General features: G+C 69.6%; 17 protein-coding genes, 2 tRNA genes and 1 riboswitch. Of the genes, 6 read left to right on the top strand and 13 right to left on the bottom strand.

What is annotated here, in order from left to right:
* Positions 1-6: 6 nt before the first annotated feature.
* Both ppk1 and AACH10_RS00995 read left to right on the top strand, forming a co-directional pair.
* Positions 7-2103 (top strand): polyphosphate kinase 1, encoded by a 2097-nt coding sequence (gene ppk1 / locus AACH10_RS01000; RefSeq protein ID WP_341408483.1) that lies wholly within the window; start codon positions 7-9, stop codon positions 2101-2103.
* 38 nt (positions 2104-2141) lie between these two features.
* Complete coding sequence (locus tag AACH10_RS00995) at positions 2142-2615, top strand: SixA phosphatase family protein (protein WP_341408482.1); 474 nt, start codon at positions 2142-2144, stop codon at positions 2613-2615.
* A gap of 28 nt (positions 2616-2643) precedes the next feature.
* Here AACH10_RS00995 and AACH10_RS00990 read toward each other — a convergent pair whose 3' ends face one another.
* Positions 2644-4161 (bottom strand): Ppx/GppA phosphatase family protein, encoded by a 1518-nt coding sequence (locus tag AACH10_RS00990; protein WP_341408481.1) that lies wholly within the window; start codon positions 4159-4161, stop codon positions 2644-2646.
* A 121-nt stretch (positions 4162-4282) separates the two neighbouring features.
* Between AACH10_RS00990 and AACH10_RS00985 the strand changes: the two genes are divergently transcribed.
* Entirely contained in the window at positions 4283-5074 is a 792-nt protein-coding gene (locus AACH10_RS00985) for a ZIP family metal transporter (protein WP_341408480.1), read from the top strand.
* Positions 5075-5096: 22 nt separating this feature from the next.
* Here AACH10_RS00985 and AACH10_RS00980 read toward each other — a convergent pair whose 3' ends face one another.
* Positions 5097-5531, bottom strand: coding sequence for a universal stress protein (locus AACH10_RS00980; protein ID WP_341408479.1), 435 nt, complete (start codon positions 5529-5531; stop codon positions 5097-5099).
* A gap of 101 nt (positions 5532-5632) precedes the next feature.
* Complete coding sequence (locus AACH10_RS00975) at positions 5633-6496, bottom strand: DMT family transporter (RefSeq protein WP_341408478.1); 864 nt, start codon at positions 6494-6496, stop codon at positions 5633-5635.
* Between the two features lie 78 nt (positions 6497-6574).
* Here AACH10_RS00975 and AACH10_RS00970 point away from each other — a divergent pair.
* The 3 genes from AACH10_RS00970 (at position 6575) to AACH10_RS00960 (ending at position 7227) form a co-directional block, all read left to right on the top strand.
* Positions 6575-6651: transfer RNA gene (locus AACH10_RS00970), tRNA-Asp, on the top strand.
* A 64-nt stretch (positions 6652-6715) separates the two neighbouring features.
* Positions 6716-6792, top strand: a tRNA-Asp gene (locus tag AACH10_RS00965).
* A gap of 213 nt (positions 6793-7005) precedes the next feature.
* A complete protein-coding gene (locus AACH10_RS00960) occupies positions 7006-7227 on the top strand; it encodes a hypothetical protein (RefSeq protein WP_341408477.1) in 222 nt (73 codons plus the stop codon).
* Positions 7228-7310: 83 nt separating this feature from the next.
* Here AACH10_RS00960 and ribD read toward each other — a convergent pair whose 3' ends face one another.
* The 10 genes from ribD to AACH10_RS00910 all read right to left on the bottom strand — a co-directional run bounded on the left by ribD (position 7311) and on the right by AACH10_RS00910 (position 16641).
* Positions 7311-8447 carry a bifunctional diaminohydroxyphosphoribosylaminopyrimidine deaminase/5-amino-6-(5-phosphoribosylamino)uracil reductase RibD gene (gene ribD, locus AACH10_RS00955; protein WP_341408476.1) on the bottom strand — a complete coding sequence of 379 codons (1137 nt, stop codon included), beginning with the start codon at positions 8445-8447 and terminating at the stop codon, positions 7311-7313.
* Complete coding sequence (locus AACH10_RS00950) at positions 8447-9781, bottom strand: hypothetical protein (RefSeq protein WP_341408475.1); 1335 nt, start codon at positions 9779-9781, stop codon at positions 8447-8449. Before AACH10_RS00950 ends, ribD begins: the two co-directional genes overlap by 1 nt.
* Before the next feature lie 4 nt (positions 9782-9785).
* Positions 9786-11138 (bottom strand): PilX N-terminal domain-containing pilus assembly protein, encoded by a 1353-nt coding sequence (locus AACH10_RS00945; RefSeq protein WP_341408474.1) that lies wholly within the window; start codon positions 11136-11138, stop codon positions 9786-9788.
* A 1-nt stretch (position 11139) separates the two neighbouring features.
* Positions 11140-11850, bottom strand: a complete 711-nt coding sequence (locus AACH10_RS00940) for a PilW family protein (protein WP_341408473.1) — start codon at positions 11848-11850, stop codon at positions 11140-11142.
* An 8-nt stretch (positions 11851-11858) separates the two neighbouring features.
* On the bottom strand, positions 11859-12446 hold the full coding sequence (locus AACH10_RS00935; protein ID WP_341409186.1) for a prepilin-type N-terminal cleavage/methylation domain-containing protein: 588 nt from the start codon (positions 12444-12446) through the stop codon (positions 11859-11861).
* The gene (locus tag AACH10_RS00930; RefSeq protein ID WP_341408472.1) at positions 12446-12910 is read right to left on the bottom strand and encodes a type IV pilin protein; all 465 of its coding nucleotides are present in this window, start codon (positions 12908-12910) and stop codon (positions 12446-12448) included. Before AACH10_RS00930 ends, AACH10_RS00935 begins: the two co-directional genes overlap by 1 nt.
* A 127-nt stretch (positions 12911-13037) precedes the next feature.
* Positions 13038-13607: a GspH/FimT family pseudopilin gene (locus tag AACH10_RS00925; RefSeq protein ID WP_341408471.1), complete on the bottom strand. Its 570-nt coding sequence runs from the start codon at positions 13605-13607 to the stop codon at positions 13038-13040.
* Positions 13608-13785: 178 nt separating this feature from the next.
* Positions 13786-14229 carry a transcriptional regulator NrdR gene (nrdR, locus tag AACH10_RS00920; RefSeq protein WP_341408470.1) on the bottom strand — a complete coding sequence of 148 codons (444 nt, stop codon included), beginning with the start codon at positions 14227-14229 and terminating at the stop codon, positions 13786-13788.
* Between the two features lie 47 nt (positions 14230-14276).
* Positions 14277-15527: a serine hydroxymethyltransferase gene (gene glyA, locus AACH10_RS00915; protein WP_341408469.1), complete on the bottom strand. Its 1251-nt coding sequence runs from the start codon at positions 15525-15527 to the stop codon at positions 14277-14279.
* A gap of 67 nt (positions 15528-15594) precedes the next feature.
* Positions 15595-15723, bottom strand: a riboswitch (ZMP/ZTP riboswitch).
* 30 nt (positions 15724-15753) lie between these two features.
* On the bottom strand, positions 15754-16641 hold the full coding sequence (locus AACH10_RS00910) for a lytic transglycosylase domain-containing protein (protein ID WP_341408468.1): 888 nt from the start codon (positions 16639-16641) through the stop codon (positions 15754-15756).
* Positions 16642-16645 lie beyond the last annotated feature (4 nt).

The raw sequence follows: 16645 nt of genomic DNA, 5'->3' as shown, positions 1-16645 counted from the left end.
CGGTGCATGACCGATGTTCCCGAGGCGTCCCCAGAGATGCCGGCGCTGCTCAACCGCGAGCGCGCGATCCTTGAATTCAACCGGCGCGTGCTCGCGCAGGCCCGGCGGCCCGATGTGCCGCTGCTCGAGCGGCTGCGCTACGTCACCATCATGTCGTCCAACATGGACGAGTTCTTCGAGGTGCGCTTCGCCGACGCGCTGGAGGCCATGCGCCGCGCCGGGCAGGACGGTGCCGCGCAGCCGCACCGCGACGCGCTGGACGAGGTGACGGCCGAGGCGCACGAGCTGATCGCCGAGCAGTACCGCGTGTTCAACGACGAGGTCATGCCGGCGCTGGCAGGGCAGGGCATCGTCATCCTGAACCATGCCGAGCGCAATGCGGCGCAGCGCGAATGGGTGGCCCGCTTCTTCGAGACCCAGGTGCAACCGCTGCTGATGCCGGTGGGACTGGACCCGGCGCATCCGTTTCCGCTGGTGGCCAACAAGTCGCTCAACTTCATCGTCAGGCTGGGCGGGCACGATGCCTTCGGGAGGCACAACGCCATCGCCATCGTCAAGGTGCCGCGTGCGCTGCCGCGCATCATCCGCCTGCCCGATGCGCTGATGCCCAGGGGCACGCAGGGCTTCGTGCAGCTGACCAGCGTGATCCGCGCGCATCTGGAGGAATTGTTCGGCGGCCGGCCGGTGGAGTCGTTCTCGCAGTTCCGCGTCACGCGCGATTCCGACATCGACATCGACGAGCTCGACGTGGCCAACCTGCGCCAGGCCATGCGCACCGGGCTGACCACGCGCCACTTCGGCCAGGCCATCCGGCTGGAGGTGGTGGCCAGCTGCCCCGAGGAGCTGTGGCGCCTGCTGCTGGAGCAGTTCGAGCTGCCCGAGGCGGCGCTGTACCGCGTCAACGGCCCGGTGAACCTGGTGCGGCTGAACCAGCTGATCGACCAGGCCGACGGCGCGGCGCTGCGCTTTGCGCCGCTGGAGCCCAGCTGGCCCGAGGCCGCGCTGCCGCAGGGCGAATCCATCCTGGCCCGCGTGGCCCAGCGCGACGTGCTGCTGCACCACCCGTTCCAGAGCTTCGAGCCGGTGGTGGCCTTTCTGCGCGAGGCGGTGGCCGACCCCGCGGTGCTGGCCATCAAGCAGACCATCTACCGCACCGGCAGCGAGAGCGTGCTGATGGAGCTGCTGATCGAGGCGGCCCGCCGCGGCAAGGAAGTGACCGTGGTGGTGGAGCTGAAGGCCCGCTTCGACGAGGAGGCCAACATCAACTGGGCCGAGCGGCTGGAGGCCGTGGGCGCGCAGGTGGTGTACGGCATCGTCGGCTTCAAGACGCACGCCAAGCTGCTGCTGATCACGCGCCGGGAGACCACGCGCCGCGGCCTGCCGGTGCTGCGCCGTTACGCCCACCTGTCCACCGGCAACTACAACCCCAAGACCGCGCGGCTGTACACCGATGTGGGCATGCTCACCGCCGACCCGCTGCTCACCGCCGATGCCGATGCGGTGTTCCACCAGCTGGCCAGCCTGACCAAGGTGCGCACGCCGCGCCACCTGCTCACCGCGCCGTTCGCGCTGCACCGCCGGCTGGTGTCGTGCATCGCGCTGGTGGCCGATGCGGCGCGGGCCGGGCAGCCGGCGCGCATCGTCGTGAAGGTGAATGCGCTGACCGATCCGGGGCTGATCCATGCGTTGATCGCCGCGGCCCGGGCCGGCGCCGAGATCGACCTGATCGTGCGCGGCGCCTGTATGCTGCCGCCGGGCATCGCCGGCGTCACCGATCGCATCCGCGTGCGCTCGGTGGTGGGGCGCTTCCTGGAGCACACGCGGGTGCTGTACTTCCGCTGGGGCCGGCGCGACGAGGACGAGGTGCTGTACCTGTCCAGCGCCGACTGGATGGGGCGCAACATGTTCCGCCGCATCGAGGTGGCCTGGCCGGTGCGCGACGCCGCGCTGCGCCAGCGCGTCATCGACGAATGCCTGGTGCCCTACCTGCACGACCGTTGCGACGCCTGGCAGCAGCACAGCGATGGCCAGTACCAGCGGGTGGCCGACACCGGCCCCAGCGCGCAGGGTGCGCTGGCGCGCCGCTTCATGACCGCCGGTTGACCCCCGGGTCGACGATCATCCCAGGGAGCACGACGGCGATGGACCTGATCCTGTGGCGCCATGCCGAGGCGCGCGATGCCCGCGAGGGCGAGGACGATCTGGCACGCCCGCTGACCCCGCGTGGCGAGAAGCAGGCCAAGCGCATGGCCGAATGGCTGAACCGCTTCCTGCCCGAGAGCACGCGCATCATCGTCAGCCCGGCGCTGCGCACCCGCCAGACCGCCGAGGCGCTGGGCCGCAAGTGCCGGGTGATGGAATCGCTGGGCCCTGGCGGCAGCGCCGACCAGCTGCTGGCCGCCGCACGCTGGCCCGATCAGCGCGAGCCGGTGCTGGTGGTGGGCCACCAGCCCACGCTGGGCCGCACGGCGGCCTGGCTGATGGCCGGTGCCGCTGCACTGGAGTCGCCGGTGTGGGCGGTGCGCAAGGGCGGCGTGTGGTGGCTGCGCCACCGGCAGCGCGAGGACGGCGCCGAGGTCGTGCTGGTTGCCGTGCGCACGCCCGACAAGCTCTGAACGGCCGCCCCGCCGGCGTTCAGCCCGCTCAGACCTTGGCGTCCGTCTGAAGCACCAGCCGCGGCGTGTGGCGCGCCCAGGCCTCGGCCTCCTCGCGCAGCAGGTGCAGGGTGCGCGGGTGGGCCTCGGCCCAGGCGCGGCCCCAGCCCAGGCGGGCCTGGCGGCCGTCGCGCTTCAGGCGCAGGGCCTGGCCGTCGACCGCATCGCGCGCATGGCACTTGATGACCGCCAGCCGCAGCGCCAGCACCTGCCAGGCAAAGGCCTCGCTGGCCAGCTGGGCCTCGATCTTGCGCAGGCCGCCGCGCTGCGCCAGCACCAGGTCGGCGATGCGGCGCTGCTGGCTTTGCGAGAAGCCGGACGCGTCCACATGGCCCATCAGGTAGGCGCTGTGGCGGTGGTGGTCGTGGTGCGAGACCATCAGGCCGATCTCGTGCAGGTCGCAGGCCCAGCCCAGCTCGCGCAGCGATTCGGCGTCCGCATCGGGCAGGGCCTGCCGCAGCAGGCCGGTGGCCACCTCGCGCACGCGCTGGGCCTGCGCGGTGTCGACCTGGAAGCGGCGCTGCAACTCGGCGGCGCCCAGGTCGCGCATGTCCTGCGCGCCGTCGGCCTGGCGCAGCGCGGCATGCCGTTCGGCCAGGTCGACGATCACGCCCTGGCGCAGCGCACCCTTGGCGGGCTTCAGCTCGGTGATGCCGAAGTGCGTGGCCAGCGTGTACAGCAGTGCCAGGCCACCGCCCAGGATGGCCTTGCGGTCCTCGCGCAGCGAGGGCAGGTTCAGCTTGGCCACGCTGCCGGCCGCCAGGCACTGGCCGATGCACCAGCGCAGGCCCTCGGGCGTGATGGTGCCGTCGCTGCGGCAGGCGGCGGCCAGGATCTGCGACACCGCACCGGCCGTGCCCGACGAGCCCAGCGCCTCGCGCCAGTGTGCCGGGGCAAACGGGGCCAGCGCCTCTTCCAGCTCGGCGCCGGCGGCCACCTGGGCATCGCGGAAGCGTTGCTCGGTGAACTTGCCATCGGGGAACCAGCGCATCGACAGGCTCACGCTGCCGACCTGGAACGATTCGGCCACCTTGGGCACGCGGCCGTGGCCGACGATCATCTCGGTGCTGCGTCCGCCGATGTCGATGACCAGCCGCGGCACGTCCGAGGGCTGCAGGTGCGACACGCCGGCGTAGATCAGGCGCGCTTCCTCGCGGCCCGAGATCACCTCGATCGGATGGCCCAGCGCGGCCTGTCCGCGCAGCAGGAAGGCGTCGCGGTTGCGGGCCTCGCGCAGGGTTTGCGTGGCCACCGCGCGCACCTGGCCGGGCTCGAAGCCGGCCAGTCGCTGCGCGAAGCGGGCCAGGCAGTCCAGGCCGCGCTGTGCGGCGTCTTCGGTGAGGAAGCCGTTGGCATCCAGGCCGCCACCCAGGCGCACCGTTTCCTTCAGGTAGGCGATGCGGCGGTAACGCCCGTGCTGCAGTTGCCCGATCTCGAGGCGGAAGCTGTTCGATCCGATGTCGATCGCGGCCAGCGGCGCGCCAAGGCGGGGAGGACGGGTGCTCATGTTGGCCGCGATGCTAGCGGCAAATACGGGCTCGGCCGCGCGGCTGCGGCGGCCTTCCTAGAATGCACCCCGTGATGACACATTCGACAACGAAGACGACGCGCCTGGAGCGCCAGCCTTGATGACCCTGGGTTACATCGTGCTGGCCACGCTGGCCGGCGGCGTGCTGTCGGTGGTGCTGGCGGCCACGCTCACCCAGGTGCTGCTGGGCCAACTGGTGCGCCACCTGGTCAGCCTGTCGGTGGGCGTGCTGCTGGGCACGGCCCTGCTGCATGTGCTGCCCGAGGCCTTCGAGCAGGGGCACCAGCTGGGCATCGAGCCGCATCCGCTGTTCCTCACCCTGCTGGGCGGGCTGTTGTTCTTCTTCCTGCTGGAGAAGGCGGCCCTGTACCGCCACGGCCACCACCACGAGGGCGATGGCCACCACCACCATCACCACTTCGATGTGGAACAGGCCGGTCGCGGCGGCTTCTCGGTGCTGGTGGGCGACAGCATCCACAACTTCTGCGACGGCCTGATCATCGCGGCGGCCTTCCTGGCCGACACGCAGCTGGGCATGGTCACGGCGCTGGCCATCATCGCCCACGAGATCCCGCAGGAGGTGGGCGACACCATCGTGCTGCTGAACGCGGGCTTCTCGCGGCGCAAGGCGCTGACCTACAACGCGCTGTCGGGCCTGGCTGCGGTGGTGGGCGGCGTGCTGGGCTACTTCATCGCCGGGCCGTGGCAGGCACTGTTCCCGTACCTGCTGGTGGTGGCTTCCAGCAGCTTCATCTACGTGGCCGTGGCCGACCTGCTGCCGCAGTTGCAGCGCCGGCTGTCATGGCGCGACAACGTGGCCCAGCTGGGCTGGATCGCCGCCGGCCTGAGCCTGATCATGCTGGTCAAGGCGCTGCAGCACGGCGGTCACTGACGGGCCGCCGCACCGCGCGGGCTCACTTGATCACCAGCACCGGCAGCGGGCTGTGCGTCAGCACGCGGCTGGTCTCGCTGCCGATCAGCAGGGCCGCCATGCCGCGGCGGCCGTGCGAGGCCATCACGATCAGGTCGCAGCCCTTGTCCTTGGCCAGGTCCAGGATCGCTTCCCAGGGATGCAGGGCCTCGACGGTGCTGCCCTCGCAGGCCACACCGGCGGCGCTGGCGGCTTCCAGCACGGCCTTCACGCGGTCGTTGGCGATGCGCTCCTGCGCGTCATAGAACTCCTGCGGCGGCACCGGCTGCATCTCGGAGATGGCGCTGTACGGGAAGGGCTCCTTCACGCTGATCGTCAGCAGCGACGCGCCGCTCAGCTTGGCCAGCGAGATGGCCGACGCCACGGCCTTGGCGGTGATCTCGGAGCCGTCGGTCGGGACCAGGATGCGTTGGTACATGTGAACTCCTCGGGCGGGAATGCCGGCGCACCGGCGGACATGCAGCAAGTGTGCGCCCAGGTGGGGCGCAGGCCTTGATCCGAGTCAATCCGCGCGAGGCTTCAGGACGGCCGGCGACCGCGCAGCCGTGCGGCGGCGATGCCCGCGCCGACGATCATCAACATGCCGGCCAGAGCCGACACGTGCACCGGGTCGTCGAACAGCAGCACGCCCCAGCCGAACGAGAACACGATGCCCAGGTACTGCAGCGTGGCATTGGTGAGCTGCCGGCCGATGGCGTAGGCGCGCGTCATCAGCAACTGCGCGGCGGTGGCCAGCACGCCGGCGGCCAGCAGCAGCGCCAGCCCGCGCGGCGTGTGGCCATGCCAGCCCGCGCCCAACGTGGTGAGCACGGCGCCCGCCGCCGCACCACACAGCGAGAAATAGAACACCACACGCGCCTCGGGCTCGCCGGCCTTGCCCAGCGCCGACACCTGCAGGTACGCCGTGGCCGACAGCATGCCCGAGGCCAGGCCGGCCAGTCCGCCCCACAGCGGGTAGCCCTGGACCGTGGGTTGCAGGATCAGCACCACGCCGATGAAGCCGGCGGCCACCGCCAGCACCAGGTGCGCGTCCAGGCGGGCGCTGCGGCGCCACAGGCCCATGGCGATGACGAACACCGCCATCCACACCGATGACATGTAGTTCAGCGTCACCGCGGTGGCCAGCGGCAGCACCGCGATGGCCGAGAACCACAGCATCAGCGCGCTGACGCCCGAGGCACTGCGCCACACGTGCAGCATCGGCACCCGGGTGCGCATGCCCACCCCCTGCCAGCGGCCCCAGGCCCACATCGTGAGCGCCCCCACGACGCCGCGATAGAAAACGATCTCCGCCGCCGGATAGCTGGCCGACGCCAGCTTGACCGCCACCCCCATCATCGAGAACAGCAGGGCGGCCAACACCATGAACACGACGGCTTGCATGCTGGCATTGTCGATTCTTTTTGGCGTGCACTTGCGCAGGCTGTCAAAGCTCTGCTATAGTGCTAGCTTCACCGACGCGGAGTGGTAGTTCAGTCGGTTAGAATACCGGCCTGTCACGCCGGGGGTCGCGGGTTCGAGTCCCGTCCACTCCGCCAAACAATTCATCGAGTGAGCGAAAGCCGCTGCCTGAGCTACCGCAGCGGCTTTTTTATCGAACGTGGAGTGGTAGTTCAGTTGGTCAGAATACCGGCCTGTCACGCCGGGGGTCGCGGGTTCGAGCCCCGTCCACTCCGCCAACCTCGCAAAGCCGCTGCAAGCCGAACGCCTGCAGCGGCTTTTTCTTTGCCCGCGCGCCGATCAAGCCGTCTGCACAGTTGTCGGAATCTGTCTGACACAGGTTTGCGCGGCCGGACGACGTATTGCACCGGTTGCCGTCCAAGGCGCCAAGCCGCCGGTGCGCCTAGTCTTGCAGCATCGGCCGCGACCGCGGTGGCGACAGGACGACGGACATGCACCCGAGCGACAACATGCTGCAGATCGACGACGGTTTCGAGCTGCGATTTGAATCTCTGTTCGTGGAAGGGCGTGGTCTGGCCTTTCCCTGCGACCGCGAGGGCCATGTGGACCTCGACGCCTTGAGCGAGCGCGCACGCTCGAACTACCTGTATGCCAGGGCCGTGGTGGGGCGCGAGTACCGCCAGCCCGCCGTCTGCCGCAGCCAGGGTCACTGAGCTTTGCAGCACCGGCGGTCGCCGCCGGTGTTCGGTCTGGGCGTTCAGCCGGATCGCTGGGCCCAGACGTTCTGCCCAGACGCTCAGCCCAGAAAAGCGTCGGCGCCCTGGCGCATCAGGCGCAGGCGCAGGTCGACACCGACCGGGTCGCTGCCGATGAAGCGCCAGCCGCGCGCCTCGTCCAGCGAGGGCAGTGCCGGCAGCATGGCGATGTCTCTGCCCGGCCCCAGCAGTTTGGGCGCCAGGTAGACCAGCAGTTCATCGACCAGGTCGGCCGCCAGCCAGGCGCCGTTGAGCACGGCGCCGGCCTCGACATGCAGTTCGTTGATGCCTTCACTGCCCAGCTGGCGCAGCAGGGCGGGCAGATCCACACGGCCATCTTGGCCGGGCAGCAGCAGCGTGCGCGCACCGGCCGCCTGCAGCGCGGCCTGGCGCGGCGCGTCGGCCACCGCCCCCACCACCAGCACATCGGCCGGGGGCGACAGCAGGCGCGCGGTAGGCGGTGTGGCAAAGCGTGAATCGAGCACCACGCGGCGCGGTTGCCGCAGCGTGGGCACCTCGCGCACGTCCAGGCGCGGGTCGTCGTCGCGCACCGTGCCGATGCCGGTGAGCACCGCGCCGGCACGGCGGCGCCAGGCATGGCCATCGGCGCGCGCGACCGGGCCGGTGATCCACTGGCTGCGGCCATCCGGCAGGGCCGTGCGGGCATCCAGCGAAGCGGCCACCTTCAGCCTCACCCAGGGCCGGCCGCGCAGCACCCGCGAGAGGAAGCCGATGTTGAGGGCGCGCGCAGCCGCCGTGACGGGACCCTCGGGCGCGATATCCACGCGCACGCCGGCCGCACGCAGCCGCGCGATGCCTTGGCCGCACACCTGCGGAAACGGGTCGTGCAGGGCCACCACCACGCGCGCGATGCCGGCGGCTACCAGCGCGTCGGCACAGGGCGGCGTGCGCCCATGGTGCGCACAGGGTTCCAGGCTGACCCAGGCCGTGCCGCCGCTGACGTCGATGCCCGCTTCCCGCGCGGCGCGCAGTGCCATGACTTCGGCATGCGGGCCTCCCGCCTGCTGCGTGTGGCCCTCGCCGGCCAGCCGGCCCTGTGCATCGTGGATCACGCAACCGACCCGCGGATTCGGCTCGGACACGCCGATCGCACCTTCCGCCAGCGTGATCGCCCGCTGCAGCAGCAACTGGTCAGCGGCGGGCAGGCAATCGTGCATCAGGGCTGGTGGGCGAGGGTGTTGGCGTTGCGCAGCGGATCCTGGCCACTGGCCGCGTTATTGTCGCTGTCCGCCGGGCACAGGCCGCCGGCGGCGATGACCAGGAAGTTCTGGTTGTTGAGGTTGCGGGTGACGCGATTGGCAGACAGACATTCATCGGACGCGACACGGCAGTAGGTCCTGGGGTGATCGCGGTTGGCCGTGTAATCGCTGCTGCTCCGGGTGTAGCGGCAGACCCGCAGTCGCTGGGCCGTGCTGTCCGCCGTGGACAGGCTGGTAGGTGCCCAGCCCGGCACCGCAACACTCAGATCGATCCGCCCACCCCAGCCATTGGCGTCCGTGGCATACACCAGGCAGGTGTAGTCGATCGCGGATGGGCCGCGGGCAGTGCTGCCGGACGGCGTGTAGAGCAGGCCTGCGAAACACTCCGAAAACGGCGACACCAGGCCGACACGGTTGTTGGCATTGAAGCTCAAGGGCGTGCTCCCGAGCGCCAAGGTTTCGGTGCCGGCGGCGCCCTGGGGATCTTCGGCCTGCGCGGCCGTGTAGCCACCACTGGGTGGCGCGGTGAGATGAAAGCGCACGGTGCCCGAGACCAGGCTGCCATAGCCCACCGCGGTGCAACTGCTGACCGAATCGGCGGTGATGTCGGCCTGCGCCAGTGCGACCGACGAACACCGGCCGGTGATGGCGCCGGTGGTGTTATTGAAGACCCAGACCACGTTGCTGGTGGTCGATGGCTTGTAGGCGCTCTTGCCGTTGCCCAGGTCGCGCGCGCTGACTGGAATGCTGGGATGCCGATTGTTGCTGCGCGCCGTCACGCCGGAGATGGGTGGCAGTGACAGGATTCCTGCCAGTGCCGGCGAGGTGGCCGACACCAGGCCCTGCAAGCGCACCGTGCGCGTGCTGTTGGTGCGGTCGGTCCAGGTCACGGTGGTCTGTGCGATCTTGGCCTGCGAGGCCACCAGACCCAGACGCGTCATCTGCTCGGGCCGGGTCGGGAAGTTCGTCAATTGTCGGCTGAGCGCGAAACTGACGTTACCGGTATCGCCTGGCAGTTGCACGGTGGCGGTACGGTTGGTCAGATCGTCCCAGGACGGGACCGGCTGATCATCGTCGTGTCGGACATCAACGAACAGGCGCAACGATTCGAGGTCTTCGGTGGCGATTCGCGCGGCTTCGGTCGTCTGGCGCGACAGGTCGGTGTTGATGCGCATCGTGCTTTGCACACCGATGAGCGCCAGCATGCCGAAGGACATGACAGCCAGTGCCACCAAGGCCTCGATCAGTGAGACCCCGAGATGACGCAGGTGCGGGTGAGGGATGGGGCGCATGGCGTCAGAAGGTGGTGCGGTTCCAACTGCCTGGTGCCCGCACGAACGTGCCATAAGAGGTCACGATGGCATTGATCACGTCGGCGTCGTAGCTGATCGTGGCGCGGCTGGTGGCGGTGAAGTCCGAGGCCGAGATCAACGCACCACGCAGCGAGGCGCCGGCCGCAGACCAATTCACGGCACTTGCATAGAACAGCCCGACCATGGGGTTGTCGCGCTGGACGCCCAGCGTGCCGGTGACGATGACCAGCGCCGGCTGGGCGACGGTGCCAATGCTGCCGGCAGCGGCCGTGGTGCTGCCGTCAATACTCAGATCACCGTCAAACCACAGCGTGCGGCCAGGGAACAACTTGAGCATGTAGTCCAGGTCGCCGATGCCGCACGCTGCGGTACAAGTCTTGCGCACGACACCCTGCTGGCGGCGATAGTTGGGCCCGTCCATGCCGAACGTGGCGGTGAACATGCCATCGCTGGCGGTGGCGCCATCAGCCAGGTTCTGCAGTCGCTTCTGGAACAACGCACCGTCGTTGACCAACCAGCCGTTGCCGCCGCCGCCTGCTGGTACCACGTAGCGGCTGGTCGAGGCTGCATCGGTGGGACCGGCCGCGCCGGTGTGCACGGTGGCACCGGTCAGGTTGTCCTGGTTGCCAATCTGCAGTTCCACGCCGGCGGCGCTGATCATGTTGGCGGCAGTGAGTGCAGCCACAGGCGGTGTCGGCAGTGCACGCACCATGCCCAGCGTGACCACCACCCGCGCCCTGCCGTCGACCTGAGGATCGGTGGATGCGGAGACGCAGTTTGCGTCGCTGACGCCCGGGGTGCCGCAGCCTTGGACGTTCAGTGCGATGGCCCCGGCGCGCGCCGCGCCGCCGGGCACAAAGTAGCTGACGCGGAACGCGTTGCCTGGCGGATCGGCTGAGTTGCTCACCGACACCGTCGGCGAGTCGGCGGTCGGGCAACCACAACTCAGCGCACCGTCCACATTGGTACAGCCCGAGTACAGGGTGACGCCGCCGGTGCCGGTGGCCACGCTGATGCGACCTTCGGTGTCGGTGGTCAGGTAGCGTGCGCGGTAGGAACTGCCGCCATCGGCGTCCAGGCTGCAGCGCGTGTCGATGCGGCCGCTGTTGAGCATCGACAACGCCCAGTCGATGCCGGCATCCGCGGCGGCCAGGGCGCGCTCGGCGCGATAGCTGTTGGCGCTCGTGCGTTGCTCGAACACCAGGTTGCGGTTCGTGTAGGCCGCGACCATCGCCATGATCAGGAACAGCACCATCACGATGGTCAAGGCCGCCAATCCCCGTGCCGGTGTCTGGCGACGGTGGAGGGAGAGGGTGAGAGGCTCGCTGCGGCTCATGTCAGCATCCACTCCGCTCGACCAGGATGTCGTTGCGCAGCCGCAGGTCGCTGCGGACGCTTCGTTTGACCGAGGCGTCACTCGCCGCCTGTGCGCTGAACACCAATGTGGCATTGCGCACCAGCAGATCCAGCGCGCAGCCCCGGGAACTGACAGGGCACTGCGCTCCGCAGGGCAGCGGCACCGCCTGGGTCGTGTAGGTCAGATCAAACCTTGTCACACGCATCACCGCAGGGTCGGTCAAGGTCTGCCATGTGTCGCCGCCCATCAGCATTTCCACCGTGCCGGCCGCGGCGTTGAAGCGAAAGCCCACCCGTTCCGACGAATCGACACGGTCGTTGTCGGTGCCGGACTGCTGACCTTCCTCGTCGGTGGAACGGTCGTAGACGATCGAGTCGCCTTCACGACTGCTGCGTGTGGCGCTCACCGTGTTGTACGGGTTCGCCATCGCGTTGGTCACCGAGTCGGCCCAGACGTTGTTCCAGCCATGGGCCCAGTAGCCCGCACGTCGCATGTCACGCACGGCGATGTCCATGGTGGCGCGCATGTCCTGCTGCAGTTGGGCATCGGTGAGCATTCGGCGGTTGTCGCCCAACTGGCTGGTGACCACCAGCGTTGCCGCCGCCAGGATGAACAGGCCGATGGTCACACCGACCATCAGTTCCACCAGCGACATGCCGCGAGGGCGGGGCGACAAAGTGGCGCGCGTCAAGGCGTGTCTCATTGTTCCGTCGAGGTTGTGGTGGTGGCGCAGGCCGGGTAGGTGCCGGTGTGGCCGCTGACACTGCACAGCTGTCCGCGGCCGGTGGCATTGGTTCGCATGCGGACTTCGCCGCCAGAACTGCCCGACACCTGGATGTTCAGCGTCACGCCATCGGTCGGCAAGCCAGTGACTGCGTCCCACTTCAGCAGTGACGCGCTGTCGTCGACGGGGTTGACCGACACGCGGCCACTGCTCGCCAGCCGCACGGTCTTGATTTCCACTGCGCTGGAACTACCGCGCGAAGCGCACACCGGCGTGGCCGTGCAGTCGCAGGCAAGGCGCGAACTGGGGTGGTACACCACGTAGCAGGTCTGGCCATCCAGGCTGCCGAAGCGGATCACCGTGTCACGGTTGTCGCGCGCTTGTACCGAGCGAGCCAAGCGCACATCCCCCAACAACTCATCCGCCACACCCTGCACCCGCTTGCGCATGATGAACTGGTACATGGACGGCACGGCGATGGCCACCAGCACGGCCATCACGGCCATGGTGATCAGCATCTCGACCAGGGTCAGCCCGGTGCGGGCGGACCGCGGTCGTGTCATCACTTGACCCAGCATGGATCGGGCGCGGAGTTGGTGGTGTTGCTGGCGGTGAGCGAGCTGTAGGTGATGCTGCCGCCGGACACGGCCACCTGCATCACGCGGCACACGCTGTCGTGCGTCTGGGGGGAACTGCTCTTGGCCGTGGCCCGGGCGGTGTAGCCGGTGGCGGTGACCGAGTCATCGACCAGCGTCAGCGTGTAGTGCCCTTCGGGCGACGTGCTGCCGGTGCCCGGCAGGCTGGACAGCGTGGCCTGGTAGCTCGCGTGCTCGCTGCGCCAGCGTTCCTGCGCCTGCATCAGCTGGGCCAGTGCGGCCATGGCGTCGGCGCGGCGGCCCTTCTGCACCGCGGACTGGTAGGACGGCCAGGCCACGCCCACCAGGATGGCCAGCACGGCCAGCACGATCATCAACTCGACGAGCGTGAAGCCGCGGTCGCGCGGGGGGCGGGCAGACGGTGTGAACATGTGCCGATTATTGGCCGATGCACGCGGCAACCTGTCACGGGTGCGCCGTTCATCGCGGGGGATTGACCGCTCGTCGGCCGACTCCCGTGACCACGGGGGTTCAGGGGCCCGCTGGACGGCGAAGCGCTCAGGCGCAGCGGCGGTAGCCGGCCAGGCCGCTGGGCGAGCAGGACCGCGTGCGGCCGAGCACGTTGACGATCTGGTGCAGGGCGCGGCCCTCGCTGTCGGTGACCACGAAGGTGGCCGTGGGCGTCACCGTGCCCTTGCCGGCGTCGAACACCAGGCTGCGGCTGGCCGTGCTGATGCGCACGCCGGCCGTGGCGGCCTGCACCTGCACGCGTTGCAGCTGCGCCGGCTCGTCGCAGCGGGCGGCACCGCTGGCATCGCAGCTGCAGGCGCCGGCTGGCCCGCTGTGGATCACGTAGCAGCTGCCGCCGTCGGCGGTCGCCTGCACCGCCAGCCGCACGGTGCGGTCGGTGGCGCGGGCCAGCGAGCGTGCGTACTGGACATCGGTCTCCAGCATCGCGGCCACGGCGTCCAGCGTCTGCCGCAGGCGCAGGTCGCGCAGCGAGGGCAGCGCGCCGGCGAGCAGCAGGCCGCTGATGCACAGGCAGCACAGCAACTCCACCATCGTCAGGCCGCGGCTGGTTTGGCGCGGCAGCGGGCGGGGCCGGGGGCAGCAGGGGGTCTGGGACATGTGCGCTCCATGCATCGGGATGGGATGCGCACACTGTAGAAATCGGCGCCCGGCGGCGCGTCGCCCGCGCGGGGGGAGGGGGCGGGGGCTTTCGGAGGGAGGGGCGGCGCGGGGGGGGATGCGCCACCCGAAAGGGGGGAATCGCCCCGATGGCCGGGCCGGGATCAGGTGTTGCGGATCAGATGTCGCGGATCAGCTGCCTGAACTCGTCCACGTCCTCGAAGCTGCGGTAGACGGAGGCGAAGCGCACATAGCCCACCTTGTCCATGCGCTTGAGCTCGCGCATCACCAGCTCGCCCACGCGGGCCGACGGCACCTCGCGGGCGCCGCTGGCCAGCAGCTTTTCCTGGATGCGCTCGATCGCCGCGTCCACCTGCTCGACGCTGACCGGCCGCTTGCGCAGCGCCAGCATCATCGAGCCGCGCAGCTTGGCGGGATCGAACTCGACCCGGGCGCCGTCCTTCTTCACCACCGCCGGCAGTGCGATCTCCGCCCGCTCGTAGGTGGTGAAGCGCTTGTCGCACTTCAGGCAGCGGCGGCGACGCCGGATGACGTCGCCTTCGTCGGACTCGCGGGTCTCGACGACCTGGGTCTCGTTGTGAGCGCAATAGGGGCAGCGCATGGGGTGCTACGTCTTCAAGCCGGGCCCGACTGCGCCGCCGTGTCCGGTCAGCGGTAGACCGGGAAGGCGCGGGTCAGCGCCGACACCTGCTCGCGCACGGCGGCCAGCGTGGCCTCGTCGTTGGGCTTGTCCAGCACGTCGGCGATCAGGTGGGCCACCTTCACGGCCTCGGCTTCCTTGAAGCCGCGCGTGGTCATCGCCGGGCTGCCCAGGCGGATGCCGCTGGTGACCATGGGCTTTTGCGGATCGTTGGGGATGCCGTTCTTGTTGCAGGTGATGTGAGCGCGGCCCAGCAGCGCCTCGGCTTCCTTGCCGGTCAGGCCCTTGGGGCGCAGATCGACCAGCATCACATGGCTCTCGGTGCGGCCACTGACGATGCGCAGGCCGCGCTGCTTGAGCGTCTCGGCCATGGCGGCGGCGTTCTTCACCACCTGCTCCTGGTAGGCCTTGAACTCCGGCGACAGCGCCTCCTGCAGCGCCACGGCCTTGCCGGCGATGACGTGCATCAGCGGGCCGCCCTGGATGCCGGGGAAGATGGCCGAGTTGATCTTCTTGGCGATCTCTTCGCCGCGCATCAGGATCAGGCCGCCGCGCGGGCCGCGCAGGGTCTTGTGCGTGGTGGTGGTCACCACGTCGGCATGCGGCACCGGGTTGGGGTAGACGCCCGCGGCGATCAGGCCGGCGTAGTGCGCCATGTCGACCCAGAAGTACGCGCCGATGGCCTTGGCGATGCCGGCGATGCGCTCGAAGTCGATGCGCAGCGAGAAGGCCGAGGCGCCGGCGATGATCAGCTTGGGCTTGTTCTCGTGGGCCAGGCGCTCCATCGCGTCGTAGTCGATGTCTTCCTGGGCGTTCAGGCCGTAGGACACCACCTTGAACCACTTGCCCGACATGTTCAGCGGCATGCCGTGGGTCAGGTGGCCGCCTTCGGCCAGGCTCATGCCCATGATGGTGTCGCCGGGCTGCAGCAGGCCGAAGTACACGGCCTGGTTGGCCTGGCTGCCGCTGTTGGGCTGCACGTTGGCGTACTCGGCGCCGAACAGCTGTTTGGCGCGGTCAATCGCCAGCTGCTCGACCACGTCCACATGCTCGCAGCCGCCGTAGTAGCGCTTGCCGGGGTAGCCCTCGGCGTACTTGTTGGTCAGTTGCGAGCCTTGCGCCTGCATCACGGCGGGCGAGGTGTAGTTCTCGCTGGCGATCAGCTCGATGTGGTCTTCCTGGCGCTGGTTCTCGGCCTGGATGGCGGCCCACAGCGCGGGATCGACGTTGGCGATGGTGGATTGGGAGCGGTCGAACATGGAGGGCATCCTCTTCAACGGTGCGGTGAAGACCCGTTGCGGCGACCCCGCGCGGTGGCAAGGTGCAACAGGTTGCCCAGGCGAACGGCTGACATCGCCGGTCGTCACGCTGGGCGTGCGGCTGGCGGCTCGCGCTTCCCGGTGGTCAATCCACCTCGGGCCGGTGAGGCCCTGATCGCCAGTTGCGCGAGACTTTGGATTCTAGCGGCTTCGGCCCGTACGGGCGTCAGCGCAGCAGGGCCACCCGCTCGTCGTGTGCGGATGTGCCGGCCGACTTGACCGGCGCGCCGTCGTCGGCGGTGTTGGCCGGCGCGGCGGGCACCACCGGCTGCGCGGCGGGCAGCGGCGCATTCACCGCCACGGTCTTGCCATCGGCCACCTTGCGCAGATGGGTCTGCTCGGCCAGCACCTTGGCGGCGTAGCCCCCGTCGTCGTTCTGGTTGGCGGCCCCCACGTAGTAGCGCAGGCCGGCCTCCAGCCCGCCGGCGCGGGCGATGCATTCCTTGAGCACCAGCACGCCCACGCGCAGGTTGCTCACCGGGTCGAAGGCGGCGCGCACGCCACCGAAGGCTTCGTACTTGTCGTCGTGCACCCGGGTCATCACCTGCATCAGGCCCTGGGCGCCCACGGCGCTTTGCGCGAACGGGTTGAAGTTCGACTCGATGGCCATCACGGCCAGGATCAGCGTGGGATCGAGGCCCATGCGCTGGCCCACGCTCCAGGCTTCCTGCACCAGGCGGCTCACCGGTTCGGGGGCCACGTGGTAACGGCGCGAGAGCCAGCCGGCCACGGCGGCCTGCTGGCGCGGCAGGGCCTTGGGATCGGCCGCGGTGGCCCGGGCCACGGCATCGGGTTCGGTGATCTCGGCCAGCGCATCGGCCGGCTCGCGCGCTTCCTGGCGAGCGAGCAGCCAGTCGAGGGCGTGCCGCTCCATTGCGTCGCGCATGTCTTCACGGCCGCCGGCGAACAGGGCGGCGCCCAGCACCGCCAGGCCCAGCAGGGCCAGCGAGTTGTGGCTGACTTCCAGCAGGCCGGCGCCCACGTCGCGCAGGAACACCTGGGCCGAGGCCAGGCTGGTCGACGCGGTGGCGCGCAGCTTCGCAATCGCTGTCATGTGC

Origin of the sequence: Pseudaquabacterium inlustre, from assembly GCF_038066595.1 — a bacterium.
Classification (GTDB): Bacteria; Pseudomonadota; Gammaproteobacteria; order Burkholderiales; family Burkholderiaceae_C; genus Pseudaquabacterium; species Pseudaquabacterium inlustre.
Note: the sequence above shows the minus strand (reverse complement) of the source record. Positions and strands in the feature narration are given on the sequence as shown.